The organism is Mesorhizobium sp. M0016, assembly GCF_040324035.1.
In the GTDB taxonomy this organism is placed as follows: Bacteria; Pseudomonadota; Alphaproteobacteria; order Rhizobiales; family Rhizobiaceae; genus Mesorhizobium.
Window position 1 is genome coordinate 75430 of the sequence record NZ_JAMYVM010000019.1, and the last position, 24653, is coordinate 100082.

The 24653-nt window shown below is 62.8% G+C and carries 29 protein-coding genes; 12 read left to right on the plus strand and 17 right to left on the minus strand.

Annotation, left to right across the window (positions count from 1 at the left end):
• Positions 1–7: 7 nt before the first annotated feature.
• The 3 genes from NKJ88_RS23890 to NKJ88_RS23900 form a co-directional block, all read right to left on the minus strand.
• Positions 8–433, minus strand: coding sequence for an SRPBCC family protein (locus NKJ88_RS23890; protein ID WP_023816778.1), 426 nt, complete (start codon positions 431–433; stop codon positions 8–10).
• Positions 430–753, minus strand: a complete 324-nt coding sequence (locus tag NKJ88_RS23895; RefSeq protein WP_023698528.1) for an ArsR/SmtB family transcription factor — start codon at positions 751–753, stop codon at positions 430–432. The genes NKJ88_RS23890 and NKJ88_RS23895 overlap by 4 nt, the downstream gene beginning before the upstream one ends.
• 199 nt (positions 754–952) lie before the next feature.
• Entirely contained in the window at positions 953–1684 is a 732-nt protein-coding gene (locus tag NKJ88_RS23900; protein ID WP_023692064.1) for a hypothetical protein, read from the minus strand.
• A gap of 128 nt (positions 1685–1812) precedes the next feature.
• On the opposite strand from NKJ88_RS23900, the gene thrC reads away from it, so the two are divergent.
• From thrC to NKJ88_RS23920, 4 genes are read left to right on the plus strand one after another with little or no spacing between them, the layout of a single operon-like run.
• On the plus strand, positions 1813–3210 hold the full coding sequence (gene thrC, locus NKJ88_RS23905; protein ID WP_352445792.1) for a threonine synthase: 1398 nt from the start codon (positions 1813–1815) through the stop codon (positions 3208–3210).
• 14 nt (positions 3211–3224) lie between these two features.
• Positions 3225–4517: a M16 family metallopeptidase gene (locus tag NKJ88_RS23910; protein ID WP_023668402.1), complete on the plus strand. Its 1293-nt coding sequence runs from the start codon at positions 3225–3227 to the stop codon at positions 4515–4517.
• A gap of 14 nt (positions 4518–4531) precedes the next feature.
• Positions 4532–5128 carry a GNAT family N-acetyltransferase gene (locus NKJ88_RS23915; protein ID WP_023668403.1) on the plus strand — a complete coding sequence of 199 codons (597 nt, stop codon included), beginning with the start codon at positions 4532–4534 and terminating at the stop codon, positions 5126–5128.
• A 3-nt stretch (positions 5129–5131) separates the two neighbouring features.
• Positions 5132–8020, plus strand: a complete 2889-nt coding sequence (locus tag NKJ88_RS23920) for an EAL domain-containing protein (RefSeq protein WP_023706671.1) — start codon at positions 5132–5134, stop codon at positions 8018–8020.
• Positions 8021–8215: 195 nt separating this feature from the next.
• Here NKJ88_RS23920 and NKJ88_RS23925 read toward each other — a convergent pair whose 3' ends face one another.
• Positions 8216–8824, minus strand: coding sequence for a YqgE/AlgH family protein (locus NKJ88_RS23925; RefSeq protein WP_023668405.1), 609 nt, complete (start codon positions 8822–8824; stop codon positions 8216–8218).
• Positions 8825–9039: 215 nt separating this feature from the next.
• Between NKJ88_RS23925 and NKJ88_RS23930 the strand changes: the two genes are divergently transcribed.
• The 3 genes from NKJ88_RS23930 (at position 9040) to NKJ88_RS23940 (ending at position 11007) form a co-directional block, all read left to right on the plus strand.
• Complete coding sequence (locus tag NKJ88_RS23930) at positions 9040–9846, plus strand: protein-disulfide reductase DsbD domain-containing protein (RefSeq protein ID WP_352445795.1); 807 nt, start codon at positions 9040–9042, stop codon at positions 9844–9846.
• A gap of 111 nt (positions 9847–9957) precedes the next feature.
• Positions 9958–10440 (plus strand): peroxiredoxin, encoded by a 483-nt coding sequence (locus tag NKJ88_RS23935; RefSeq protein ID WP_023668407.1) that lies wholly within the window; start codon positions 9958–9960, stop codon positions 10438–10440.
• 87 nt (positions 10441–10527) lie between these two features.
• Entirely contained in the window at positions 10528–11007 is a 480-nt protein-coding gene (locus tag NKJ88_RS23940; RefSeq protein ID WP_023731307.1) for a DUF2938 domain-containing protein, read from the plus strand.
• Positions 11008–11070: 63 nt separating this feature from the next.
• Here NKJ88_RS23940 and NKJ88_RS23945 read toward each other — a convergent pair whose 3' ends face one another.
• The 13 genes from NKJ88_RS23945 to coxB all read right to left on the minus strand — a co-directional run bounded on the left by NKJ88_RS23945 (position 11071) and on the right by coxB (position 21005).
• Positions 11071–11655, minus strand: a complete 585-nt coding sequence (locus tag NKJ88_RS23945) for a histidine phosphatase family protein (RefSeq protein ID WP_352445797.1) — start codon at positions 11653–11655, stop codon at positions 11071–11073.
• 29 nt (positions 11656–11684) lie between these two features.
• Positions 11685–12221 (minus strand): ribonuclease HI, encoded by a 537-nt coding sequence (gene rnhA / locus NKJ88_RS23950; RefSeq protein WP_023692070.1) that lies wholly within the window; start codon positions 12219–12221, stop codon positions 11685–11687.
• The gene (locus NKJ88_RS23955) at positions 12218–13180 is read right to left on the minus strand and encodes a homoserine kinase (protein ID WP_352445799.1); all 963 of its coding nucleotides are present in this window, start codon (positions 13178–13180) and stop codon (positions 12218–12220) included. Before NKJ88_RS23955 ends, rnhA begins: the two co-directional genes overlap by 4 nt.
• Positions 13181–13187: 7 nt before the next feature.
• Positions 13188–14198 (minus strand): 4-hydroxy-3-methylbut-2-enyl diphosphate reductase, encoded by a 1011-nt coding sequence (gene ispH / locus NKJ88_RS23960; protein ID WP_023692071.1) that lies wholly within the window; start codon positions 14196–14198, stop codon positions 13188–13190.
• Positions 14199–14361: 163 nt separating this feature from the next.
• Positions 14362–15117: an SURF1 family protein gene (locus NKJ88_RS23965; protein ID WP_352445801.1), complete on the minus strand. Its 756-nt coding sequence runs from the start codon at positions 15115–15117 to the stop codon at positions 14362–14364.
• Complete coding sequence (locus NKJ88_RS23970; RefSeq protein ID WP_023685423.1) at positions 15114–15500, minus strand: DUF983 domain-containing protein; 387 nt, start codon at positions 15498–15500, stop codon at positions 15114–15116. Before NKJ88_RS23970 ends, NKJ88_RS23965 begins: the two co-directional genes overlap by 4 nt.
• Before the next feature lie 13 nt (positions 15501–15513).
• Positions 15514–15654 (minus strand): L,D-transpeptidase family protein, encoded by a 141-nt coding sequence (locus NKJ88_RS23975; protein WP_023668415.1) that lies wholly within the window; start codon positions 15652–15654, stop codon positions 15514–15516.
• Between the two features lie 77 nt (positions 15655–15731).
• Positions 15732–16613: a cytochrome c oxidase subunit 3 gene (locus tag NKJ88_RS23980; protein WP_023668416.1), complete on the minus strand. Its 882-nt coding sequence runs from the start codon at positions 16611–16613 to the stop codon at positions 15732–15734.
• 1 nt (position 16614) lies between these two features.
• Entirely contained in the window at positions 16615–17241 is a 627-nt protein-coding gene (locus NKJ88_RS23985) for a cytochrome c oxidase assembly protein (RefSeq protein ID WP_023692073.1), read from the minus strand.
• Between the two features lie 8 nt (positions 17242–17249).
• Positions 17250–17405: a cytochrome c oxidase system small membrane protein gene (locus NKJ88_RS23990; protein ID WP_023668418.1), complete on the minus strand. Its 156-nt coding sequence runs from the start codon at positions 17403–17405 to the stop codon at positions 17250–17252.
• Entirely contained in the window at positions 17402–18346 is a 945-nt protein-coding gene (locus NKJ88_RS23995; protein WP_352445802.1) for a heme o synthase, read from the minus strand. Before NKJ88_RS23995 ends, NKJ88_RS23990 begins: the two co-directional genes overlap by 4 nt.
• Before the next feature lie 71 nt (positions 18347–18417).
• On the minus strand, positions 18418–20070 hold the full coding sequence (gene ctaD / locus NKJ88_RS24000; RefSeq protein WP_023668420.1) for a cytochrome c oxidase subunit I: 1653 nt from the start codon (positions 20068–20070) through the stop codon (positions 18418–18420).
• Between the two features lie 38 nt (positions 20071–20108).
• A complete protein-coding gene (gene coxB / locus NKJ88_RS24005) occupies positions 20109–21005 on the minus strand; it encodes a cytochrome c oxidase subunit II (RefSeq protein WP_050485823.1) in 897 nt (298 codons plus the stop codon).
• A 363-nt stretch (positions 21006–21368) separates the two neighbouring features.
• Between coxB and NKJ88_RS24010 the strand changes: the two genes are divergently transcribed.
• The 5 genes from NKJ88_RS24010 to NKJ88_RS24030 all read left to right on the plus strand — a co-directional run bounded on the left by NKJ88_RS24010 (position 21369) and on the right by NKJ88_RS24030 (position 24651).
• On the plus strand, positions 21369–21953 hold the full coding sequence (locus NKJ88_RS24010; protein ID WP_352445804.1) for an invasion associated locus B family protein: 585 nt from the start codon (positions 21369–21371) through the stop codon (positions 21951–21953).
• Between the two features lie 69 nt (positions 21954–22022).
• The gene (locus NKJ88_RS24015; RefSeq protein WP_155923284.1) at positions 22023–22220 is read left to right on the plus strand and encodes a hypothetical protein; all 198 of its coding nucleotides are present in this window, start codon (positions 22023–22025) and stop codon (positions 22218–22220) included.
• Entirely contained in the window at positions 22217–23920 is a 1704-nt protein-coding gene (tldD, locus tag NKJ88_RS24020; protein ID WP_352445805.1) for a metalloprotease TldD, read from the plus strand. Before NKJ88_RS24015 ends, tldD begins: the two co-directional genes overlap by 4 nt.
• A 79-nt stretch (positions 23921–23999) precedes the next feature.
• On the plus strand, positions 24000–24275 hold the full coding sequence (locus tag NKJ88_RS24025) for an AbrB/MazE/SpoVT family DNA-binding domain-containing protein (RefSeq protein WP_081725433.1): 276 nt from the start codon (positions 24000–24002) through the stop codon (positions 24273–24275).
• Entirely contained in the window at positions 24262–24651 is a 390-nt protein-coding gene (locus NKJ88_RS24030) for a type II toxin-antitoxin system VapC family toxin (RefSeq protein ID WP_023687145.1), read from the plus strand. The genes NKJ88_RS24025 and NKJ88_RS24030 overlap by 14 nt, the downstream gene beginning before the upstream one ends.
• Positions 24652–24653 lie beyond the last annotated feature (2 nt).

Below are 24653 nucleotides of genomic sequence, written 5' to 3' on the forward strand. Positions count from 1 at the left end.
GCAGGCTTCAATCCGGCTTCGCCAGGACCTGCTCCAGCTTGGTGAGGAATTGCTGCCACCCGGCCCTGGCGCCGCCATAGGCCTGCTTCTGGCTCGGATGGAAACCCGACTGCTCGACGCGCAGATGGGTCCCCGTGCTGGTGGGCGTGAGCGTGAACGTCACCACGCTCTTCAGATTGTAGGCGGCATCCTCATGCGAAAAATCCCAGCTGTAGGACAGCGTCCTGCCTTGCTCGATGGCCAGCACCTCGCAATCGAGCACGCCGCCCCAGTCGCCGCGAAGATTGAAGCTGTGGCCGACGACAGGCTTGAAATCGTTCTTCATGAGCCATTCCTCCATCAGATGCGGCTGCGTCAACGCGCGCCAGATCTTCTCCGCCGGCCAGGATATTTCACGTTCGACGACGACGGTGCGCAGCTCGGGATTGCTCACTGGTCCATCCTTTTCAGCAGGTTCTCGAGATCATCGAAGCGGCTCTCCCAGAATCCTGTCATTTGAACTGTCCAGTTGGTCAGCGGACCAAGTGCCTCGGGCTGCGCGCTGTAGTGGGTCTGGCGTCCGGCGTGGCGGTCACGCACCAGGCCGGCCAGCTTCAGGACGCCGAGATGCTTCGACACCGCCGGTTGCGAGACCCCGGACTGCGCCGTCAGCGCCCCCACGGTCTGCTCACCTTGGCGGCACAAGCGCTCGAAGATGGCCCGCCGGGTCGGGTCGGCAAGCGTTCTGAACAAAGTATCGTGGGCGTCCGGCATCGGGATCAATAACCTGCGAGCTATTGATTGACGTATAACCGCCGGGATATGGATGAGTCAAGTGCGCTGGCGGAATGGATCGAGATTAAAGCGCAGACGCGACCTGCCGCAGGCGCACGCCTGCAGGATTACGATCGGATCGTTTGGATCTTTCAAAGAGTTGACCGGCACCGTCGCAGCAGCGACGGCGCCCAGGCGCTTAGTTCGTCGCCGGAGCGCGCTTCTTTTTCTTGCCGGACTTCTTGTCCGCCGCCGCCGGCGCGGTGTCGTCATAGCCGGCATAGACAGTGTAATCCCGGGCGGAGGGTTCGGGCACGACGACGTTGGGATCGGTGAACACGAACTGGGTGGCGGTCGAGGGATCGCTGACCTGGATCTGATAGGGGTGGATCTGCGAATAAAGTACGTCGGGGCCGTGCATGACGGCAATGCGGATCGGCATGGTGATGGTGCCGGGGGCGAACAGCGGTCCCGGCACGATCTTGCCGGCAACCCCAACCTTCATCGTCAACTGGCCGTTGGCACGGCTGCAATCGCGGCTCACATCGCTGATCGAGGCCTGGTAGATGATCTTGGCCGGATCCTTGTTCGGATCGACGATGGAGCCGTCAGGCGCCGTCTGCGCGGCGGCAGCGGCCTCGGCATCCTGTGTTGCATCAGCCTTTTTCTTTTTCGGCTGCGGCGCGCCCTTGGCGTAGGTATTGAAGTATGCGGTGCCGTCACGCACCGTCACTTTCGGGCAGTAGGCCTGCAACTGGCTGGCGAGAACCTTGGGATCCTGAGGCGGTATTGGCGCATTCGGGTCGGTCTTCTTGCCGAAACCGAGATTGAGGATGCCATTGTCGCTCGATTGGCAACCGGCGGCGGCAAGCATAAAGCCGGTTAGCGCCAGACCCGCGACAAAGCGACGGTTGAACTTATGAAACGCCATGAAACTGCACTTCCCTCTCGCAAAGTTGGTGACGTATAGCAACGCCACGGCAAAAATGCGACTGAGGCGGCTCGGAAAATTAACCAATTGCCGTGGATGAAACCGGCGGCAGCAATGGACCTTTGACGATGCGCTATGTGAGTACCCGCGGGGATGCGCCCGTGCTTGGATTTGCCGATGCGGTGCTGGCGGGGCTGGCCCGCGACGGCGGGCTTTATGTGCCGCAGACATGGCCGCAGTTTTCGGCAGCCGAGATCCGCGCCATGCGCGGCCTGCCCTATGCGGACCTCGCCATCCGCGTGCTGACGCCCTTCCTCGGCGGCGAGATCGCCGCACCCGTCTTCGAGCGCCTGGTGCGAGAAGCCTATGCCACCTTCCGCCACCGGGCCGTCTGCCCGCTGGTGCAGACCGGCGCCAACACGTTCATCCTCGAGCTCTTCCACGGTCCGACGCTGGCCTTCAAGGACGTTGCCATGCAGCTGCTTGCCCGGCTGATGGACCATGTACTGACTGAGCGTGGCCAGCGCGCCACCATCGTCGGCGCGACCTCGGGTGACACTGGCGGCGCCGCCATCGATGCCTTCGCCGGCCGCGACCGAACTGACATTTTCGTGATGTTCCCGCATGGCCGCGTCTCGCCGGTGCAGCAGCGGCAGATGACGACATCGACTGCCGCCAACGTCCAGGCGCTGGCGATCGAAGGCAATTTCGACGATTGCCAGGGCCTGCTGAAGGATATGTTCAACGATCATCGTTTTCGTGATCGCGTGTCGCTGTCGGGCGTCAATTCGATCAACTGGGCCCGCATCATGGCCCAGATCGTCTATTATTTTTCCTCGGCGCTTTCGCTCGGCGCGCCGGACAGGCCGGTCTCCTTTACCGTGCCTACCGGCAATTTCGGCGATATTTTCGCCGGTTACGCCGCCAAGAAGATGGGCCTGCCGATCGAGCGGCTGATCGTCGCCACCAACGACAACGACATATTGGCGCGCACTTTCGCGACCCGTGAATACCGCACCAAGGGTGTGTTTGCGACGACGTCGCCATCGATGGACATCCAGGTATCGTCGAACTTCGAGCGACTGCTGTTCGAGGCCTGCGACCGTAACGCAGAGACGGTGCGGCGTTACATGGCCGGCCTCAAACAATCCGGCGCCTTCACCATCGAAACCGCGGAAATCGACCGGATGCGGTCCGAATTCGACGCCGGACGCGCTGTTATGGACGAAGTTGCAGCCACCATTCGCTCGACGCTCGAATCCAGCAATTATCTGCTCGATCCGCACACGGCCGCGGCCGTGCATGTCGCCGCCGGCAAGGCTGACGGTGCAGTGCCGATGGTGGTGCTGGGCACGGCGCACCCGGCCAAGTTCCCGGCCGCGGTCGAAGCCGCCTGCGGCGTGTCGCCGGCCCTGCCCGCATGGCTGGGGTCCTTGATGTCAGCCGACGAAAAGTACACGGTACTTCCATCCGACCTGAAAATGGTGGAAGATTACGTGAGCCGCCACTCAAGGGCAGCGCGTTAGGGAGTACTTGCCATATGGGTGTTGAGGTAAGCCGTCTGTCGAACGGCCTGACAGTCGCCACCGAAACCCTTCCAAGCCTCGAATCCGTTGCCCTTGGCGCCTGGGTCAAGTCCGGCGCCCGCAATGAGCGTGACGACGAGCACGGAATGGCCCATCTGCTCGAGCATATGGCCTTCAAGGGTACGAAAAGGCGGACGGCCTTCGAGATCGCCTCGGAAATCGAGGATGTCGGCGGCGAGATCAATGCCGCCACATCAGTCGAGACGACGTCCTATTACGCCAGGGTGCTGTCCGACGATGTGCCGCTGGCGGTGGATATCCTTGCCGATATCCTGCAGGAGTCCGAATTCGACCCAGAGGAACTGGAGCGCGAGCAGCATGTGATCCTGCAGGAGATCGGCGCCGCGCACGACACACCCGACGACATCGTCTTCGACCGTTTCACCGAGACCGCCTTCCGCCACCAGACGATCGGCCGCTCGATCCTCGGCACGCCGGAAACCGTCAAATCCTTCACCTCCAAACAGCTGCATGATTTCATCGAGCGCCAATATGGCGCCGAGAAGATGGTGATCGTCGCGGCCGGCGACATCAAGCATGACAATTTCGTGCGCGAGGTCGAAAAACAGCTCGGCGGTTTCCGCAGCAAGTCCGACAGCACGATGCCCCAATATGCGCAGTATGTCGGCGGCGATTTCCGCGAGGATCGCGACCTGATGGACGCGCAGATCGTGCTCGGCTTCGAAGGCCGAGCCTATCATGTGCGCGATTTCTACGCTTCGCAGGTGCTGTCGATGATCCTCGGCGGCGGCATGTCGTCCCGGCTGTTCCAGGAGGTCCGCGAAAAGCGTGGCCTGTGCTATTCGGTCTATGCCTTCCACTGGGGTTTTTCCGATACCGGCATCTTCGGCGTTCATGCCGCGACCGGGCAGAGCGACATTGCCGAACTGGTGCCGGTCATTATCGACGAGCTGCAGAAGGCCGGCGAGAATATCCTTCAGGAAGAGCTCGACCGCGCCCGCGCGCAATATCGCGCCGGCCTGATCATGTCGGCTGAAAGCCCGGCCAGCCGCGCCTCGCAGATCGCCAGGCAGCTGCTTCTGTTCGGTCGGCCGATCGCCAAGGAGGAATTGATGGAACGGCTGTCGGCGCTGACCGTCGAGCGGCTGACCGACCTTTCGTCCCGGCTGTTTTCGACCAAGCCGACGCTGACTGCGGTTGGACCGGTGGGTACGCTCGCGCCCTATGAGGCGATTCTCGATTCGCTTGCGGGCACGCACACCACGGCCCGCAAGCTCGCCGTCTAAGCCTTCAAGCGCCGGTGTTCGCGCTCCCTTTCTTTCGCCGTGACCTGCCGGCACTGAAAGGCGACCGGGTCATGCTGCGCGTGCCCTACACCAACGACTATCGCGAATGGTCGGCGGTGCGCGGCGAAAGCCGTGCCTTCCTCGAACCGTGGGAGCCGCGCTGGACGCCCGATGAACTCGACCGCACCGCCTGGCGGCTGCGCATCGGCCGCTACCGCGAAGACTATGCGCAGGGAACCGCCATCGCCTTCTTCATCTTCGAGAAGGCGAGCGGCAAGCTTGCAGGCGGCATTACGCTCGGCAATATCCGCCACGGCGTCTCGCAAAGCGGCCATGTCGGCTACTGGATCGGGGAGCGGTTCGGCGGCCGCGGCCTGATGACCGACGCGGTCAAGGTGGTCTGCCGCTTCGCCTTCGATACGCTGAGGTTGCACCGGATCGAAGCTGCCTGTATTCCCGACAATGTCCGGTCGATCCGCGTGCTTGAAAAAGCCGGATTCCGGCGCGAAGGACTTCTGCGATCCTACCTCAGGATCAACGGCATCTGGCAGGACCACTACCTCTACGCCCGGATCGCGGACGATCCGCCGGGCGCTGGAACGAAGGACTGATTTTTGACGAATTTCCTGCGAAACGGGTCGCTGTTGGCCTTTGTTCTGGCGGTTGTCGTCACGCTTTGCGCGGCGCTCCCGGCCTTCGCCGTCGAACCGATCAAGATTGCCCGCGACGATGTCGCGCTCGACCTGTCGCGCGCCGTCCAGATCTACGTCAATCAGGGCGAAAACTTCCAGGTGTCGACCGCGCCCGGTCCCGACGGCATCGTGCGGCGCATCGAGGTCGAGGCCAATGACGCGCGCTCGAGCGGCGACTGGGCGGTATTCGCGCTCGCCAACACCACCGACCAGCAGCTCGACCGGCTGATCGTGGCGCCGCATTTCCGGCTGGTGAATTCCGGCATCTTCTGGCCCGATCTCGGCGCCACCCGCATCGCCGCGATCACCCCCAGCGAGGGCTTCGCGCTCGACCGCCAGTCAAGCTCCGACGCCGACGTGTTCCGGGTGACGCTGAACCCGGGAACGGTGATCACCTTCATCGCCGAACTCGCCTCGCCGAAGCTGCCGCAGGTCTATCTATGGGAGCCGGAAGCCTACAAGGACTCGGTCAATTCCTATACGCTGTTCCGCGGCATCGTCATCGGCATCGCCGGGCTGCTGGCGCTCTTCCTGACCATCCTTTTCGTCGTCAAGGGAACCTCGATGTTTCCGGCGACAGCCGCACTTGCGTGGGCGGTACTTGCCTATATCTGCGTCGATTTCGGCTTTCTAAACAAGATCATAGAGATATCGCCCGGGAACGAGCAGATGTGGCGGGCGGGAACGGAGGTGGCGCTTGCGGCGACCTTCGTGGTGTTCCTGTTCGCCTATCTCAACCTCAACCGGTGGCACGGCCATTTCAGCTATGGCGCGCTGGTCTGGATCCTCGGCCTGGTGCTGATTGCGGGTGTGGCCATCATCGATCCGGCCGTCGCCGCCGGTATTGCCCGGCTGTCCTTCGCCGCCACCGCGCTGACCGGGCTTGGCCTCATCATCCTGCTCGGTCTTCGTGGTTATGATCGTGCGATCATGCTGGTGCCAAGTTGGGTGATGGTGCTGCTATGGCTATGCGGGTCGTGGATGGCGATCACCGGCATGCTCGACAACGACATCGCCCAGCCGGCATTGGGCGGCGGGCTGATCCTGATCATCCTTTTGATCGGCTTCACCGTCATGCAGCATGCCTTTGCCGGCGGCGCGCTGCATCAGGGCCTGTTCTCCGATCTCGAGCGCCAGGCGCTGGCCGTCGCCGGCTCCGGCGACACGGTGTGGGACTGGGACGTGCTGCGCGACCGCGTCGTCACCAAGCCCGACGTCAGCATCCAGCTTGGCCTCGCTCCCAACAGCCTGGGGGGTGCGGCCCGCAACTGGCTGCCGGTGCTGCATGCCGACGACCGCGACACGTTCCGCACCACGCTCGACGTGGTGCTCGAACATCGGCGCGGCCGGGTCTCGCAGAATTTCCGCCTGCGCGGCGCCGACGGGCACTACCACTGGTTCTTGCTTCGGGCGCGGCCGGTGATCGGCTCGGATGGCGAAGTGATTCGCTGCGTCGGCACCATGGTCGACGTCACCGAGCAGAAAAAGTCCGAGGAAAGGCTGCTGCACGATGCCGTTCACGACAATCTGACCGGCCTGCCCAACCGCGAACTTCTGATGAACCGGCTGGAAGCCATCATCTCGATCGCGCGCACCGAAGAGAAGGTGCGCCCCACCGTCTTCGTCATCGACATCGACCGTTTCAAGCAGGTCAATGACGGGCTTGGCATCTCGGCCGGCGACACCATCCTGCTCACCATTGCGCGCCGCTTGCACCGGCTGTTGAAACCGAAGGATTCGCTGTCGCGCTTTGCCGGTGACCAGTTCGCCCTGATGCTGCTCTCCGAACAGGAACCCTCCCGCATCGCGGCGGTGGCAGACGCCATCAAGCACGCGATCAACAACCCGATCACCTTCGCCAAGCGCGAGATCGTGCTGACCGCCTCGATCGGCCTGATCACCTGGACCTCGGCGCAGACTTCGGCAGAAGACATGGTCAAGGACGCCGAGCTTGCCATGCACCAGGCCAAGCGCTTCGGCGGCGACAGGATCGAGCCGTTCCGGCCGGCCTTCCGCACCGTCGGCACCGACCGGCTGCAATTCGAATCCGATCTGCGCCGCGCCATCGAGCGGCGCGAATTCACCCTTGCCTACCAGCCGATCGTGCGGCTGGAGGACGGCAGCATTGCCGGCTTCGAAGCGCTGCTGCGTTGGGACCATCCGCGCCGCGGCATGATCCCGCCCGGCGATTTCATTCCGGTCGCCGAAAGCTGTGGCCTGATCGTGCAGCTTGGGCTGTTTGCCATGCAGCAGGCGGCCGAAGACCTCGCCGGCTGGCAAAAGCAGATCGGCGACACCCCGCTGTCGGTGTCGGTCAATCTGTCCAGCCGCCAGCTGATCCGCCGCGACCTGGTCAGCGATGTCCGCTCGGTCATCGCCCGCGCCAATCTGAAGCCGCGCTGCTTCCGGCTCGAACTTACCGAATCGCTCGTCATGGACAATCCAGAGCAGACCTCGCATGTGCTGACCAAACTCAAGCAGCTCGGCATCGGCCTGTCGCTGGACGATTTCGGCACCGGCTATTCCTCGCTCGCCTATCTGACCCGCTTCCCCTTCGACACCATCAAGATCGACAAGAGCTTCGTCGACGACGCGACGCCGAAGCGGGCGGTGCTGCTCAAATCCATGGTCAACATGGCGCATGAACTCGGCCTGTCGGTGGTGGCCGAGGGCATTTCCGACGAAAGCGATGCGCTGGAATTGCGCCAGATGGGCTGCGAATATGTGCAAAGCTTCATGTTCGGCGCGCCGATGCCAGGCGACCAGGTGCTGAAGGCGTTGAAAGAGCAGTACCCGATGACGCAGGCGTGATGGGTGAGGCATGCGTCGTGCAGGCGCGTGGTTACATTGGAATGAACCGCGAAAATTAGCTGAAGCGACCGCGCCTTCGTCATCCTAGGGCGAAGCAAGGAGCGCAGCGACGCAGCGCAGACCCTAGGATGACGAAAGTGGCGGGCGGCTTCGGCTAGTCGCGAAGGTTCGGCGGAACGTCGGCGAGGCGAGGCCTCAGGCGTGCCCCGCGGCCAGGCTCAAATGCGCCAGATCAATCCCGATCGATGCCAGGATGCGGTCGTATTTGCGCTCGATGTCGGCGTCGAACAGAAGCTCCGGCGTGGCCGGACAGGTCAGCCAGCCATTCTCGGCGATCTCGGTTTCCAGCTGGCCGGCGCCCCAGCCGGAATAGCCGAGCGCCATCAACGCGCGCCGCGGGCCGCGGCCGGACGAGATGGCGCGCAATATGTCGACCGTCGCGGTCAGGCAGATATCGTCGGAGACGGTGAGCGAGGATTCCACCCGGTAGTCGCCCGAGTGAAGGACGAAGCCGCGGCTGCGGTCCACCGGGCCGCCATTGCGCACCACGAAGTCGCGAGCCTGCGCCGGCAGCCTGATCGCCTCCTGCTCGTTCATGATGCCGAGCTGCACCAGAAGATCGGGAAACAGCATCTGCTGCGTCTGGTTGATGATCAGGCCCATGGCGCCTTCATCGCTGTGCGCACAGATGTAGATGACCGAGCGCGTGAAGCGATCGTCCTTCATGCCGGGCATGGCAATCAGAAACTGGTCGTCAAGAAAGCCGCGTCCACCGGCCGTCTTTTTGTGGCGCAACAAGTCCATGGACGGGAGCGTAACGCGTTTCCGGGACGCCGAAAAGATGCGCCGCGTGGGATTCGGCCAAAGCCCAATGGTTGGAACAACTGAATCTTGAGTGCGAACTTCGCTCGGCCGATTGCTTGAACCCAACTGTTCCTTGCCCGAAGGTCACGCAAATATGATACGCAGAGCGCCATGAAAACATTGCGCGGCCATGAACTGACGATCAAATCAACGCCATGCAAAGATTGAAAATCCTGCTGCTCGGCGCCGCCATTGGATGCGGAGCAGCTATTCCCGCCGCCGCGTCCTCTTCCGACTGGTACAACAGCGAAGGCGGCAGGGTGCGGCTGGTGACATCAGGCAAGGCCGACGAGGCCGGTCGCATACAGGGCGTGCTCGACATCGCGCTCAAGCCCGGCTGGAAAACTTATTGGCGCGATCCGGGCGACGCCGGCGTGCCGCCGCAGATCGACGTTTCGGCCAGCACCAACATCACCGATGCTGCGTTTTCCTTCCCGCCGCCGCAGCGCCATGACGACGGCTACGGCAAATGGGCCGGCTACAACCATCCGGTCTCGCTGCCGGTGACATTCACTTTGTCGTCGCCTGGGGATGCGGCCGTCATCGATGCCGACATCTTTCTTGGCATCTGCGAGACGATCTGTATTCCGGTGCAGACGCGGCTGAGCGTCGATCCCGCCGCCGATCCCGACAATGCCGAGGATGCGGCGCTGGTGAAGGCTGCACTCGCCACCTTGCCCGCGCCTGCCAAGCCCGATTTCGGGATCAAGGTGCTGCCGGGCGACCATGAGACGCTGATCGTCGAGGCGACTTTTCCCGGAGATCCGGAGGCGGCGGATTTATTCGTCGCCGGGGGACGCGATTATATGTTCGGGGCGCCTGCACGCAGCGAAAAGGACGGCCGGCTGGTGTTTACCATTCCGATCCTCGACCGGCCGTCGACGACACCGACCGATGGCGGGTTGTATTACACCCTGACAAGTGCCGAAGGCGCGGTCGAGGGCGTTCTGCCGTTCCCCTGATACCGAACCCGATCAGGGCTTTCCCTTGATCCAGGCCTTGTCGGCGGTTGCGGGAGATGCCCGATTTCGCTATCGCAAGAAACCTTCCCTGCTTTTCACACGAGGACCATCATGACGATTGCCGTTGGCGACAAACTGCCCGATGCGACCTTCAAGGAAATGACCGCCGACGGCGCCAAGGTGATCACCTCGGCCGAGATTTTCGCGGGCAAGAAGGTCGTGCTGTTCGGCGTCCCAGGCGCCTTCACGCCGACCTGCAGCAACAACCACCTGCCGGGCTATCTTGAGAACCACGATGCCATCCTGGCCCGCGGCGTCGACACCATCGCCGTCGTGTCGGTCAACGACGTCCATGTCATGGGTGCCTGGGCCAATTTCACCGGCGGTCAAGGCAAGATCCTCTATCTCGCCGACGGCAATGGCGACTTCGCCAAGTCGATCGGCCTCGACTCCGACTATTCCAGCGGCGGCATGGGATTGCGCTCGAAGCGCTTCTCGATGATCGTCGACAACGGCAAGGTCACCGCGCTCAACGTCGAGACCAAGCCAGGAGTCGACACGTCGGGTGCCGCTCACATTCTGAGCCAGCTCTAAACCGCGGCGGCCGCCTCGGCTCATGAGCGCCATGGCCTGACGACGACGCGCTTCCAGCCGGATTGCCTGCTTTGGGGGACATCGACGATGTTTGACATCATCTGGCGCAGCGTTGCGATCGGCATCGGCGCCACGGTGCTGATGGATCTTTGGGCGCTGTTCCTGCATCTGGCGCTCAGCCAGCCGCGGCCGAACTGGGGGCCGCCCGGCCGCTGGGTCTGGCACCTTAGGGAAGGCAAGGTTTTCCACGACGATATCGCCCAAGCCGCATCCTATGCGCATGAGCAGGCGCTGGGCTGGGCTTTCCACTATGTCACCGGCATCGTCTACGGCTTCATCCTGGTGGCGCTGGTGGGCACGGCATGGCTGGACGCGCCGACCTTCCTGCCGGCCTTCATCCTCGGCATGGTCACCATCGGCGCCGGCTGGTTCCTGCTGGCGCCCGGCATGGGCGCCGGTTGGGCCGCCTCAAAGCGCCCCAACGCGATGCAGATCCGCGCCTTCAACGTGATCTCGCACACGGTGTTCGCGCTCGGCCTCTACGGCACGGCCCTGCTGATCCGCTGAGGACAGGTTCTATTCGCGCGGCTTCATCGCGGCTACGGTATCGATGATCTCCTGACATCCGCTTTAGCGCGGCGCCAGACTAGCTATCGGCCGCCATCCGTGGACGACGCGGCGCGTGCCGACATCATAGGCGAAGTAATTACCACCGCCGGCCGGCTGATCCGCCTCGCGGCTGATTGCGCGGCCGCTGAGCGAGAGCAGCAAGAGCGTTCCGACGCCGCCATGGCCGACGAAGGCAATGTCGCCGCCGTCGGCAGCACCCAGCACCGTTTCGACCTCGCTGACAATGCGTTGCTGGGCGTCGATGGCCCGTTCCCAGCCGCGGATGCTTTTGTGCGGGTCGGCGAAGAACTGGTCGGCGACCACCTCGAACTCCGGCGGCGGCAGGAAGCCGGTTGCCGACCGATCGTTCTCATGCATGCGCTCCCTCACCTCGACCGCGAGGCCGAGGTGTTTGCCAAGGATCTCGGCGGTTTCGATCGCCTTGCGCTCGGCCGACGAGACGACACGGCGAATCGACCCGACCCATGGCTGATCGAGCATGGCTGATGCTGTCGCTCGTCCGATCTCGGACAGCCCCCAGTGCGGCACGGGAACGTTGGCATCGATCTGAACCTGGGGATGGGTGATGTAGTATACGATCGGCATGAGTGAGGTCTCCTGCCGATAGCTTGAGCTCAATAGCTCTGGGTCGAGCGCCGTGCCCGCGGCGCCGGCTGCTTCTCGGATGCCGCCGGCTTCAGCGCCACTTTCGGCGCCGCAGGTTTGGCTGAGCCCCTCTTGAACGGCGCCATGCCTTCCCTTGCGAGTTCGTCGGCGCGTTCGTTCTCGGTGTGGCCGGCATGGCCCTTGACCCAGTTCCAGGTCACCTTGTGGCGCCGATTGGCCTCATCCAGCGCCTGCCACAGTTCACCGTTCTTGACCGGCTTCTTGTCAGCGGTCTTCCAGCCGTTTTTCTTCCAGCCGTGGATCCATTTGGAGATACCGTCCATGACATATTTGCTGTCGGTGTGAAGCTCGACGGCGCACGGCTCCTTCAGCGCATTCAGCGCCGAGATGGCGGCCAGCAGCTCCATACGGTTATTGGTCGTCTCGGCCTCGCCGCCCGACAATTCCCTGGTCTTGCCGTTGAAGCGCAGGATGGCGCCCCAGCCGCCGGGACCGGGATTGCCCGAGCAGGCACCGTCGGTGAAGATTTCAACCTGCTTGGTCATGTCAGTCCGTATTCAGAAGGCGACTTGATCGCGCGGTGGAAGCGCATGCGGCGGATATATTCGGTCGGATCGCGCTTCATGACCAGCCCGCCCTCGGGAATCGTCAGCCAGTCATAGAGCCGGGTAAGCATGAAGCGCAGCGCCGAACCGCGCGAAAGCATCGGCAGCGCTGCTTTCTCGCCATCGCTCAAAGGCCGCACGCTCTGATAGCCGGCCAGCAGCGCCGTGCCTTTGGTCAGGTTGAAGGAGAAATCCTTCTCGAAACACCAAGCATTGAGGCAGGTGGCGACGTCATAGGCGTAGAGGTCGTTGCAGGCGAAATAGAAGTCGATGAGGCCGGACAGTCTTTCGCCGAGGAAGAAGACATTGTCGGGAAACAGATCGGCATGGATGATGCCTGCCGGCAGGCCTTGCGGCCAATGGCGTCCGAAGTCGGCGAAATCAGCGTCGACCTCGGCCGCCAGTCCCGGCTCGACCTCGTCGGCGCGGTCGCGCGAGGCGTTCCACAATTTGCGCCAGCCCTCGATGGCCAGTGCGTTGTCACGCGTCATCGCAAAATCCTGCCCGGCCAAATGCAGTGCGGCGAGGGACTTGCCGACCTCCGCGCAATGCGCCGCTGTCGGCCGCCGCAGCGACAGGCCTTCGAGGAAGGTGATGATGACCGCGGGCCGGCCGGCCAGCGTGCCGATGACGGTGCCGTCATGCGCGGTCACCGGCAGCGGACAGGAAATGCCTTTACGGGCGAGATGGCCCATCAGGCCGAGGAAGAACGGCAGGTCGGCCTTGTCGACGCGCTTCTCGTAGAGCGTCAGTATGTAAGAGCCGCTTGAGGTGTGCAGCAGGAAATTCGAATTCTCCGTGCCTTCGGCGATACCCTTGTAGGACAAGAGTTCGCCGACTGGATATGCCCTCAGGAACGCGCCGAGTTCGCCCTCATTGACGTCGGTGTAGACCGCCATGGGCTGTTCACGCGGCTCCGTTGACGAAGGCCATGTCGGCCCGCGTCAGTTCGACATCGCGCAGAACCCGCATGACTGGAAAATCCTCCGTTTCGGTGGCCGTGATCGCCAGGTCGATGTTCACCTCGAAGCGCTGGCGGAAGGCGTCGATGATCTCGTCGACGATGATCTCCGGCGCCGACGCGCCGGCAGACAGGCCGAGCGTCGAGATATTTGTGATGTCATTCCACGGAATTTCGGCGGCGCGCTGTACGAGAAGCGACATGGTGGCGCCGGCGCGCTCCGCCACTTCGACAAGACGGCGCGAATTGGAGGAATTGGGCGCACCGACGATCAGATAGAGATCGGCGCCGGCGGCGGTTTCCTTGACCGCTTCCTGGCGGTTGGTGGTGGCGTAGCAGATCGATTCGGCGGCCGGTGCATGCAGTTGCGGGAAGCGCTCCTGCAGCACCCGCAATATGCCGGCAGTGTCTTCGACCGACAACGTTGTCTGGCTTACGAAGCCGAGCGCTTCCGGGTCGGCGGGGGCAAAGGTCCCAGCGTCGGCTTCGGTCTCGATCAGCGTGACGGCGCCTTCAGCCAGTTGGCCCATGGTGCCGATCACTTCGGGATGGCCGGCATGGCCGATCAGAAGCACATGGCGGCCGAGCCGCTGATGGCGCATCGCCTGCTTGTGCACCTTGGACACCAGCGGGCAGGTGGCGTCGAGATAGAAGAGCTCGCGTGCCTTGGCGTCGGCCGGCACCGATTTCGGCACGCCGTGGGCCGAGAAGACAACCGGCGACTTGCGGTGCTCGGCCGGGATTTCCGAGAGTTCCTCGATGAAAACCGCGCCAAGGCTTTGCAGGCCCTCGACGACATAGCGGTTGTGCACGATCTCGTGGCGGACATAGACCGGCGCGCCGTATTTCTTCAACGCCAGCACGACGATCTGGATCGCGCGGTCGACACCGGCGCAAAAGCCGCGCGGCTGGCAGAGCCGGATCGTCAGCGGTGGTTTTGTGGCAGTCTGCAGCATGATTCCAGATCGGTTGATCGTATCGTGACGCGAAATGAGGTGTGCACCCCTGCCCTGTCAAGGGCAGTTGAGATCAGGTTGAATGGTCGGCCTGATCTAACTCTTTGTTGGAGCATGATCTTGTCCGAAAACCGGTTCCCACTTTTCGGGATGATGCTCTGGATCATTCAGTCTTTGCCGGACGGCGCAGCCTGACGATCAGAACCGCGGCAAGAGCCGCCGCCAGGCCATACCAGGTGAAGGCATATTGCAGATGAGAGTTCGGCAGGTCGATGATGGTCACGCCGCCGACCGGCAGCCCGCCCGGGTTCGGCGTCTTGTCGGCGTCGATGAAGATCGGCACCAGCACGGCACCGGCCGGCAGGCCGGCACTCGCCGCCATGACGTCACGATCCTTCCAGTAGAAGATGTTCTTGGCCACGTCATTGTCGGGCAGCATCATCGACGGCTTGCCCGGCAGCGGGTTGCGCGCCAGGCCGGTGACCGTGACCTTGCCGGTCACCTGCCCTTGCGGCCGCTTGGCGGCATCCTTGACATCATAGGGAACGAAGCCGCGGTTGATCAGGACATAGCGGCCATCGTCGAGGGCCAGCGGGGTGTAGACGTTGAAGCCGGCGTCGCCGTCCCAGGTGGCGTAGAAATGCCGCTCGCCGGAGTGCAGGAACGTCCCGCTGACGGTGACCGGCGTGTAGTCGACATCACCGGTTGCGGCGAATTCCTTCTCGACGTCCGCCAGCGGCTGCGGCGCTGAATGGGTGCGCTGGTCGATGGTCTGCAGAAGGGCTTCCTTCCAGTACAGGCGCTGCACCTGCCATGTGCCAAGCCCGAGCAGGATGACGAACACCACCAGGCCGAGGCCGAGCAGCAATGCCGTCTTCGGCCGCAAGCGGCCGGCGGGCTTGGTCAGAGCCTCGTTCATTGCCCCTGGTCCAGGCGGCCTTCGGCCGCCTTGTTGGCGTATTGAAGCGTCAGCAGCACCCCCTTGATCAACCTCAGCGCCGTCAGGCACAGTCCCACGGCCAGCGGTATCCAGATGATGAAATGCAGCCAGAGCGGCGGGCTCAGCGTCACCTCCACCCACAGCGCCAGCCCCACGACGATGAAGCCGATGATCAGGATGACGAACACCGCCGGGCCGTCGCCGGCATCGGCGTAGGAATAGTCGAGGCCGCAATTGTTGCAGCGCTTGCCGACGGTGAGGAAGCCGGAAAACAGCCGTCCTTCGCCGCAGCGCGGGCAGCGTCCGTGCAGGCCGGCCGAGATCGGCTCAATGGGTGGCCAGATCGCCCTATCTTCACTCATGGATAGTCATGCTTTACGGCTCGATTTCGATCAGCGTTCCATCCGGCACCATAGTCCAGATTTCGTCCATGTCGCAGTCGGTAACCCCAATGCAGCCATCGGTCCAGTCGACCAATTGAAGCAGCCAGCCCGACCAGCCGAATCCGTTGGCCATTGATGGGGCGCCGAAAAGAAGAAAGGCGACCGCGTTGCCGCGACCGCCCTTCTGATTTGTCCGTTCGGTGAAAGCCGTCAGTGGCCTTCGATCACCGCGCCGACCGATCCCCAGACGTAGATCGATGCGAACAGGAACAGCCAGACCACGTCGACGAAGTGCCAGTACCAGGCAGCCGCCTCGAAGCCGAAATGCTGCTTGGGCGTGAAGTCGCCTTTCCAGGCGCGGATCAGGCAGACCAGCAGGAAGATGGTGCCGATGATGACGTGGAAGCCATGGAAGCCGGTCGCCATGAAGAAGGTGGCGCCGTAGATGGAATCCTTGAAGCCGAACGGAGCGTGCATGTACTCGTAGGCCTGCACCATGGTGAACAGCATGCCGAGGCCGACGGTCAGCACCAGGCCGTTGATCAGGCCCTTGCGGTCGCCATGGATGAGCGAATGGTGCGCCCATGTCACCGTGGTGCCCGACAGAAGCAGGATGATGGTGTTGTAGAGCGGCAGATGGAACGGATCGAGGACTTCGAGACCCTTCGGCGGCCAGACGCCGCCAGTGAAAGCGGTGCGGGCGTAATTCTGCACTTCGCTCGGAAACAGGCTGGCATCGAAATAGGCCCAGAACCAGGCAACGAAGAACATCACTTCCGAAGCGATGAACATGATCATGCCGTAGCGCAGATGCAGCGACACGACGCGCGTGTGGTGGCCCTCATGCGCTTCCTTGATGGTGTCCGACCACCAGGCAAACATCGTGTAGAGGACGATGACGAGGCCGATGAAGAACAGCCATGGATTGGCGATGTTGTGGCCGAAAATTGGAAAATCGCCGTTCTTGAGATACTGCATCAGGGCGACGCCGCCGACTGCAGTCACCAGCGCGCCGATCGACCCCAGGAAGGGCCACGGGCTCGGGTTGACGAGATGGTAGTCGTGTTGTGGTTTTGCGTGCGCGTCTGCCATATCAACCCCCGAGATTTGCTTCGGTATCTGAAACTTTGCTGCTGCTGTCCGGCGTCGATGACGCCACCGGCTTGTTCTTTTGGACCGGGAACATGGTGTAGGACAGGGTGATCGTCTTCAAGTCCTTCAGTTCCGGCACGTTGACGATATCGGGATCCACATAGAACACGACCGGCATGTCCAGCGTCTCGCCGGGCTTCAGCGTCGTGTCGGTGAAGCAGAAACACTCGACCTTGTTGAAGTAGGGGCCCGCCAGTTCCGGCTGCACGTTGAAGGTGGCGCGGCCGGTAACGGCGCGGTCGAACTTGTTGGTGGCGCTGTAATGCGCCTGCGTGGTCTCGCCGATCTTGATGGTGACCGAGCGGGCGACCGGCTGGAACTGCCAGGGAATGCCGTTGGTGTTGGCGTCGAAGCGCACGGTGATGTCGCGGTCGAGGATGCGGCCGGCATATTGCTTTTCGGCGCGCTGCGTCGTGCCGCCATAGCCGGTGGCCTGGCAGAACATCTTGTAGAGCGGCACCGCGGCGTAGGCCATCCCGATCATGCCGCCGAAAAAGGCGACGCAGACGGCGGCGACGACGCGGTTGGTGTTCTTCTTCCTGGGATCGGTCACGGTCTGGCGGGTCATCATCGGCCTCATCCGGTATGGCCGAATTTCACGATGGTCGCGACGTAGAAGATGACGACCAGAATCGCCAGCGCGACGCCGATCGCCGCCGAACGGTTGCGCCGCGCCTTCTTCTGGCTTTCGGTCAGCGTGACCAGTTCAAGCTTCTTGTCGATCATGGTCATGCTCCACCGATGGCCAAAGCGCGACCGACGACACAGTCGGCAAGATAGATGGCGAAGATGGCGAAGAGGTAGAGCACCGAATAGGCGAACAGAGCCTTGGCCGGCTTCATGACGCCGTCGCTATCGGTCATGCACAGCACTTTCCAGGCATACCAGACGAAGCCGGCGCCGAGAGCCACTGATGCGACGCCATAGAAGGCGGTAGTGAAACCGAGCACCCAGGGCAGCACGCCGATCGGCGCCAGGATCAGGGCGTAGGCAAAGATCTGGCGGCGGGTCGAGGCCTGGCCGGCAACGTTCGGCATCATCGGGATGCCGGCCTTGGCGTAGTCGTCGGACTTGAACAGCGCCAGCGCCCAGAAGTGCGGCGGCGTCCACAGGAAGATGATCAGGAACAGGACGAGGCTTTCCAGGCTCACCGTTCCGGTCACCGCGGCCCAGCCGATGACCGGCGGGATGGCGCCGGCGGCGCCGCCGATGACGATGTTCTGCGGCGTCGAGCGCTTCAGCCACATCGTGTAGACGACGGCGTAGAAGAAGATGGTGAAGGCAAGCAGCGCCGCCGACAGCCAGTTGACCAGCACGCCCAGCGTCATCACCGACAGCACCGAAAGCACAAGGCCGAAGCTCAGGGCTTCGCCGGGCAGGATGCGGCCGGACGGTACCGGGCGGCCGGCGGTCCGGCTCATCACCGCATCGATGTCGGCGTCGTACCACATGTTGAGCGCACCCGAGGCGCCGGCGCCGATGGCAATGGCCAGGATGGCGATCACCGCCAGCAGCGGGTTGATGGTCACGGGCGCAGCGACCATGCCGACAAAGGCCGTGAACACCACCAGCGACATGACGCGCGGCTTCAGCAGGGCGAAGAAATCGCCCGACGTGGCTTCCGACATGCGAAAGCCCGCTTCGTCAATCATTGGGTCGTCGACAAGGGCCATGCGTACATAAGTCCAATCATTCCGTTGGCCGAAAACCGCCGGCGGGCCGGCGGTTTCGTATTCGGGCTGCCTTACTTGATCTTCGGCAGCTGTTCCCACTGGTGGAAAGGCGGCGGCGAAGGCAGCTGCCATTCGAGCGTCGTTGCACCCTCGCCCCACGGGTTGGCGCCGGCGACGCGCTTCTTCTGGAAGGCCTCGAACACGCCATAGAGGAAGATCACCACGCCGACGGCCGATATATAGGAGCCGTAGGACGACACCATGTTCCAGCCGGCGAACGCGTCGGGATAGTCGATGGTGCGGCGCGGCATGCCGGCCAGGCCGAGGAAATGCTGCGGGAAGAAGATCAAATTGACGCCGACGAAGGTGACCCAGAAGTGGGTGTTGGCGATCACCGGCGAGTACATGTAGCCGGTCATCTTGGGGAACCAGTAGTACCAGCCGGCGAAGATGGCGAAGACCGCACCCAGCGACAGCACATAGTGGAAGTGGGCAATGACGAAATAGGTGTCATGCAGCGAGCGGTCGAGGCCGGCATTGGCGAGCTGGACGCCGGTGACGCCGCCGACCGTGAACAGGAAGATGAAGCCCAGCGCCCACAGCATCGGCGTCTTGAACGAGATCGAGCCGCCCCACATCGTCGCGATCCAGGAGAAGATCTTCACGCCTGTCGGTACGGCGATGACCATGGTGGCGAAGACGAAGTAGCGCTGCGTGTCGAGCGACAGGCCGGTCGTGTACATGTGGTGCGCCCAGACGATGAAGCCGACGGCGCCGATCGCGACCATGGCGTAGGCCATGCCGAGATAGCCGAACACCGGCTTCTTCGAGAAGGTCGAGACGATGTGGCTGATGATGCCGAAGCCCGGCAGGATCAGGATGTACACTTCGGGGTGACCAAAGAACCAGAACAGATGCTGGAACAGGATCGGATCGCCGCCGCCATCCGGGGCGAAGAAGGTGGTGCCGAAATTGCGGTCGGTAAGCAGCATGGTGATGCCACCGGCCAGAACCGGAAGCGACAAGAGCAGCAGGAAGGCGGTGATCAGAACCGACCAGGCAAATAGCGGCATCTTGTGCAGCGTCATGCCCGGCGCGCGCATGTTGAAAATGGTGGTGATGAAGTTGATGGCGCCGAGGATCGAGGACGCGCCGGCAATGTGGATCGACAGGATCGCCAGATCCATGGCCGGCCCGGGCTGGCCGGAGGTCGACAGCGGCGGATAGAGCGTCCAGCCGCCGCCAACGCCATAGGCGCCGGGCGCGCTCGGCATGAAAGCCGAAGCGATGAGCAGCAGGAAGGCCGGCGGCAGCAGCCAGAACGAGATGTTGTTCATGCGCGGGAAGGCCATGTCAGGCGCGCCGATCATGATCGGCACCATCCAGTTGGCGAAGCCGCCGATCAGCGCCGGCATGACCATGAAGAAGATCATGATCAGCGCGTGCGCGGTGCCGAAGGCGTTGTACATGCTCTTGCCGCCGTCGATGGCGGCATCGCCGTTCATGCCATAGACCATCTGCGCCAGACCGGTGAAGATCTGGATGCCCGGCTCCTGCAGCTCCATGCGGATGACGACCGAAAGCGCGCCGCCGACGATGCCCGCGAAGATCGCGAAGATCAGGTAGAGCGTGCCGATGTCCTTGTGGTTGGTGGAGTACACCCACCGGACCCAGCCATGATAGGGCTTGTGGTCGTGGTCGTCGTGAGCTGCAGCTTCTGCCATGGTCGGCTCCGTTCCCTAATTCTTGCTAACCCGCGGCATCAATTGCCGGCGGCCGCTACCTTGTTGGTACCGTCGACCTCGGCCATCAGCGCCTTGTTGGCGCCGGGGAGGTCGGTCTTGGCTGCTGCCAGCCAGGTCTTGTACTGCGCATCGGATACGACGCGGACGGCGATCGGCATGAAGGCATGGTCCTTGCCGCAGAGCTGCGAGCACTGGCCGTAATAGATGCCTTCCTTTTCCGCCTTGAACCACGTCTCGTTGGTGCGGCCGGGAACCGCGTCCATCTTGATGCCGAAGGCCGGAACGGCAAAGGAATGGATCACGTCGGCTGCGGTAACCAGGACGCGCGTCATGGTGTTGACCGGCACGACCAGCTCGTTGTCGACCGCCAGCAGGCGCGGATAGACCTTGCGGTCTTCCTTGCCGATCGCGGCGCGGTCGGCGTCCTGCAGGATGGCCGAGTTGAAGGAGAGCGTGTTCTCGGTCTGGTACTCATAGTCCCAGTTCCACTGATTGCCCGTTACCTTGACGGTCAGCTTGGCCTCTTCCGGCGGCGTGTACTGCGCCGTCAGCAACTGGAACGAGGGAATGGCGATGAACAGCAGGACGACGACCGGCCCGACTGTCCAGATGATCTCGATCAGCGTGTTGTGGCTGGTCTTGGACGGAACCGGGTTTTTGCTGGCGCGGAACCTGAAGATGCACCAGGCGAGAAGCGCCAGAACCAAAGCAGTGATCGGGACGACGAACCACATCGTGTAGTTCCCGAACCACTCGATCTGCCGCATCATGTCTGTCGCCGGCGGCTGAAAAGTCATCTCCCACGGCTGCGGCTGGGCCGCATGGGCGGAGGCACCGGCGAAAAATGCGGCGGCGGCGCCTGCCGTTGCCATCAATTTGGCGCTTGCTGGGAATTTTCTCATCGCCCTCTTCATCTCCCGGTTCCTCGCGATCGCGACGCAAGAATATCGAACAATGCCGGGATGGGAATCCCGGACAGTCCCAAGGGTGGTTCAAACCATACTCTATTTCCCTCCGCAAGAAAGGAGCGGGCGAAACCGTGCGGCATTTTTGCGCGCAAGTGCTGCCGCGCTGTTTCGACGGCCTCGTGGCCCGCGCGGGTCGTCGACAGACAGGCTATGCGGGCTTGTGTCAGGAATGCGCCCGACGGTCGCAATTCGGGCGAATTTGCTAGGGAAAAGCGCATTATTGCGCCTGCCGGGGCTGACCGGCGGTCGCCCTATCCTTTACTTGGCCTTGGCGCGGCTTAAAGTGCCGTGATTCGCAATGGAGCCGTCATGACCTCTTGGCTTTCGAGAAACGCCTGGCATTCGAAGAGCGCCTGGCATTCGAAAAGCGCTTGGCTTTCGAGAAGCGGGGCGAAGGTCGTTTTTCTCGCCGCCCTGATCGGTATCGGCTCGTCCGCAAGCGGCGTCGCCAATGCAGCGCAGCCCAGCGGCACGGTCAAGTCAACGCATGGCGCGTGGTCGATCATCTGCGACACGCCGGCCGGCGCCACCTCGGAACAATGCGTGATGATGCAGAACGTCGTTGCCGAGGATCGCCCGGAAATGGGACTGTCCGTCGTCGTCCTGCGCACCGCCGACAACAAGGCCGAGATCCTGCGCGTGCTGGCCCCGCTCGGCGTTCTGCTGCCCAATGGCCTGGGCCTCAATGTCGACGGCAAGGATATTGGCCGCGCCTATTTCGTGCGCTGCTTCCAAGACGGCTGCTATGCCGAGGTCATTCTCGAAAAGCCGCTGCTCGATACGCTGAAGACCGGGACGTCGGCCACCTTCATCGTCTTCCAGACGCCGGAAGAAGGCATCGGCATCCCCGTCGACCTCAAGGGCTTCGCCGACGGTTTTGCCGCCCTGCCCTGAGCTTGATGCTTGCGAAACCGTCTTTCCTCACAATTCCCACGGGTTTGATCTTTGGCTGTGGGGGTCATCATGCGTGCTTGTTCTTTGCTTTTGTCGACCGGTCTAATCCTGACCGGCGCCGTTTCCGTCGCCTTTGCCGAGGATTCCGAAATCATCACGGCGCCCGATCCGGCCGTCATTTTCGAGCTTGCGAAAGGCTATGGCTCGGCCAAGATGGACAAGGACGACGGGGCGATCCGATGGTCTCGGGCCGGCTTCAGGGCATGAAATATGTCATCTACTTCTATGGCTGCGAAAACCATGAGAAGTGCAAGTCGATCCAGTTCTCCTCGGGCTATACCGACCCCTTCACGGCCGACCAGGCCAATGAATGGAACAAGAAATATCGCTGGGTGAAGGCCTTTTCGGGTGACGGGTCGAACTTCAAGATGGATGTCATGTTCAGGGGCGGGGCTACCCGCTTCTACCTGCTGCGGATCGTCATTGCGGATTGTGCAGGCGCGTCTTCGCGCCTACATCGTGGCAACACCATTCCTCCTGTGAGCGGACCTGCCATGAACAGCCTGACCGGCCAATTCGACATTTCAGATGATCGCATCAAGCGGATCGTCGCCGACACACTGAACGGCGCCGACGACGGCGAACTGTTCCTCGAATACAGCGAGAGCGAAGCGCTGATGTTCGACAATGGCAGGCTGAAGACCGCCAATTTCAACACCGACCAGGGTTTTGGCCTGCGCGCCGTGGCCGGCGAGGCCAGCGGCTACGCTCATTCCAGCGATCTTTCGGAGGCGTCGCTGCTGCGCGCCGCCGACGCCGTCTCGACAGTCAGGGGCGGCTATTCCGGCACGCTTGCCGCGGCACCCGCGCGCACCAACCGCCATCTCTATGGCGAGGAGAACCCGATCCCCTCGCCCTCCTTCGAGGTCAAGGCCAAGCTGTTGCAGGAAATCGACGCATGGCTGCGCGCCGAGGACCCGCGCGTGCGCCAGGTGACGGCCTCGCTCGCGGCGTCCTGGCAGCATGTCGAGATCGTGCGCGCCGACGGCCAGATCGTGCGCGACATCCGCCCGCTGGTCCGCATCAACGTTTCCGTCGTCGTCGGCGACGGCGACCGCCAGGAAAGCGGCTCCTATGGCATGGGCGGGCGCAAGGCGTTCGGCGAGTTCCTGGTCGAGGACGCCTGGAAGCATGCGGCCAGGGAGGCGCTCAGGCAGGCGCTGGTCAATCTCGAAGCCATTCCCGCGCCGGCCGGAACGTTCGACATCGTTTTGTCCAGCGGCTGGCCAGGCGTGATGCTGCACGAAGCCGTCGGCCATGGGCTGGAGGGCGACTTCAACCGCAAGAAGACCTCCGCCTTTGCCGGCCTGCTCGGCCAGCAGGTCGCCGCCAAGGGCGTTACCGTGGTCGATGACGGCACCATGCCGGAGCGGCGGGGTTCGCTGACCGTCGACGATGAAGGCACGCCTTCGGCCCGCAATGTGCTGATCGAGGACGGCAAGCTTGTCGGCTACATGCAGGACCGCCAGAACGCCCGGCTGATGGGCATGAAAGCCACGGGAAACGGCCGGCGCGAAGGCTATGCGCACCAGCCGATGCCGCGCATGACCAACACCTATATGACGGCGGGCGACATGGAGCCGGACGAGATCATCGCCTCGGTCAAGAACGGCATCTATGCCGTATCCTTCGGCGGCGGCCAGGTCGACATCACCTCAGGCAAGTTCGTGTTCGGCTGCACCGAGGCCTACATGATCGAAAACGGCAAGGTGACGCAGCCGATCAAGGGCGCCATGCTGATCGGCAACGGACCGGACGCCATGCACCGTGTGTCGATGATCGGCAACGACATGAAACTCGACACCGGCATCGGCATGTGCGGCAAGGCCGGACAAGGCGTGCCGGTCGGCGTCGGCCAGCCGCATCTCAGGATGAACCAGATGACGGTCGGCGGCACCAGGGTTTGAGCGAGGAGACGTCGGCGGGCTTGAATAGTTCCCCTCACAGGGATATCTTACCTTTGTCTTACACAAGGGTAATACCGCAATGGGTGCAATAGAAAAGCTTATAACGACCGTCTCGACCAAGGGACAAGTCATCCTGCCCAGCGCTATCCGCAAACGGAGGGACTGGGGCGCGGGCACGCGCCTGCAGGTCGAAGACACACCGGACGGTGTACTTTTGAGACCGGCGCCTGCCTTTGCCCCGACACGACCAGAAGATGTCTTTGGTGTCCTGCCGCACAGTGGCAGACCGAAGACCTTGGAGGAGATGGACGCGGCCGTCCTTGCTGAAGCACGGCGGCGCCATGCTCGCGATTGATACCAACGTTGTCGTCAGGTATCTGACGAACGACGATCCCGAGCAGTCCCCGCGAGCCCGGCGGCTGATCGACGGTCAGCCCGTTTTCGTCGCCGTCACGGTGATCCTGGAGGCTGAGTGGGTGCTGCGCAGCGGCTATGGTTATGATCAGGCCTCGATCGTCAATGCACTGCGGGTGTTCGGCGGGCTTCCCACTGTCGAGATAGAGGATGCTGCGATGGTCTCTTCCGCGGTCGATCTAGCCGAGACGGGAATGGATTTCGCCGATGCGCTCCATCTGGGCAAGTCCTCGCACTGCTCAGCATTTGTGTCCTTCGACCGTAAGTTCATCAAGGCCGCACAAGCGGCCGGGTACGAAAGCGTTCGCGAAGGCTAGTT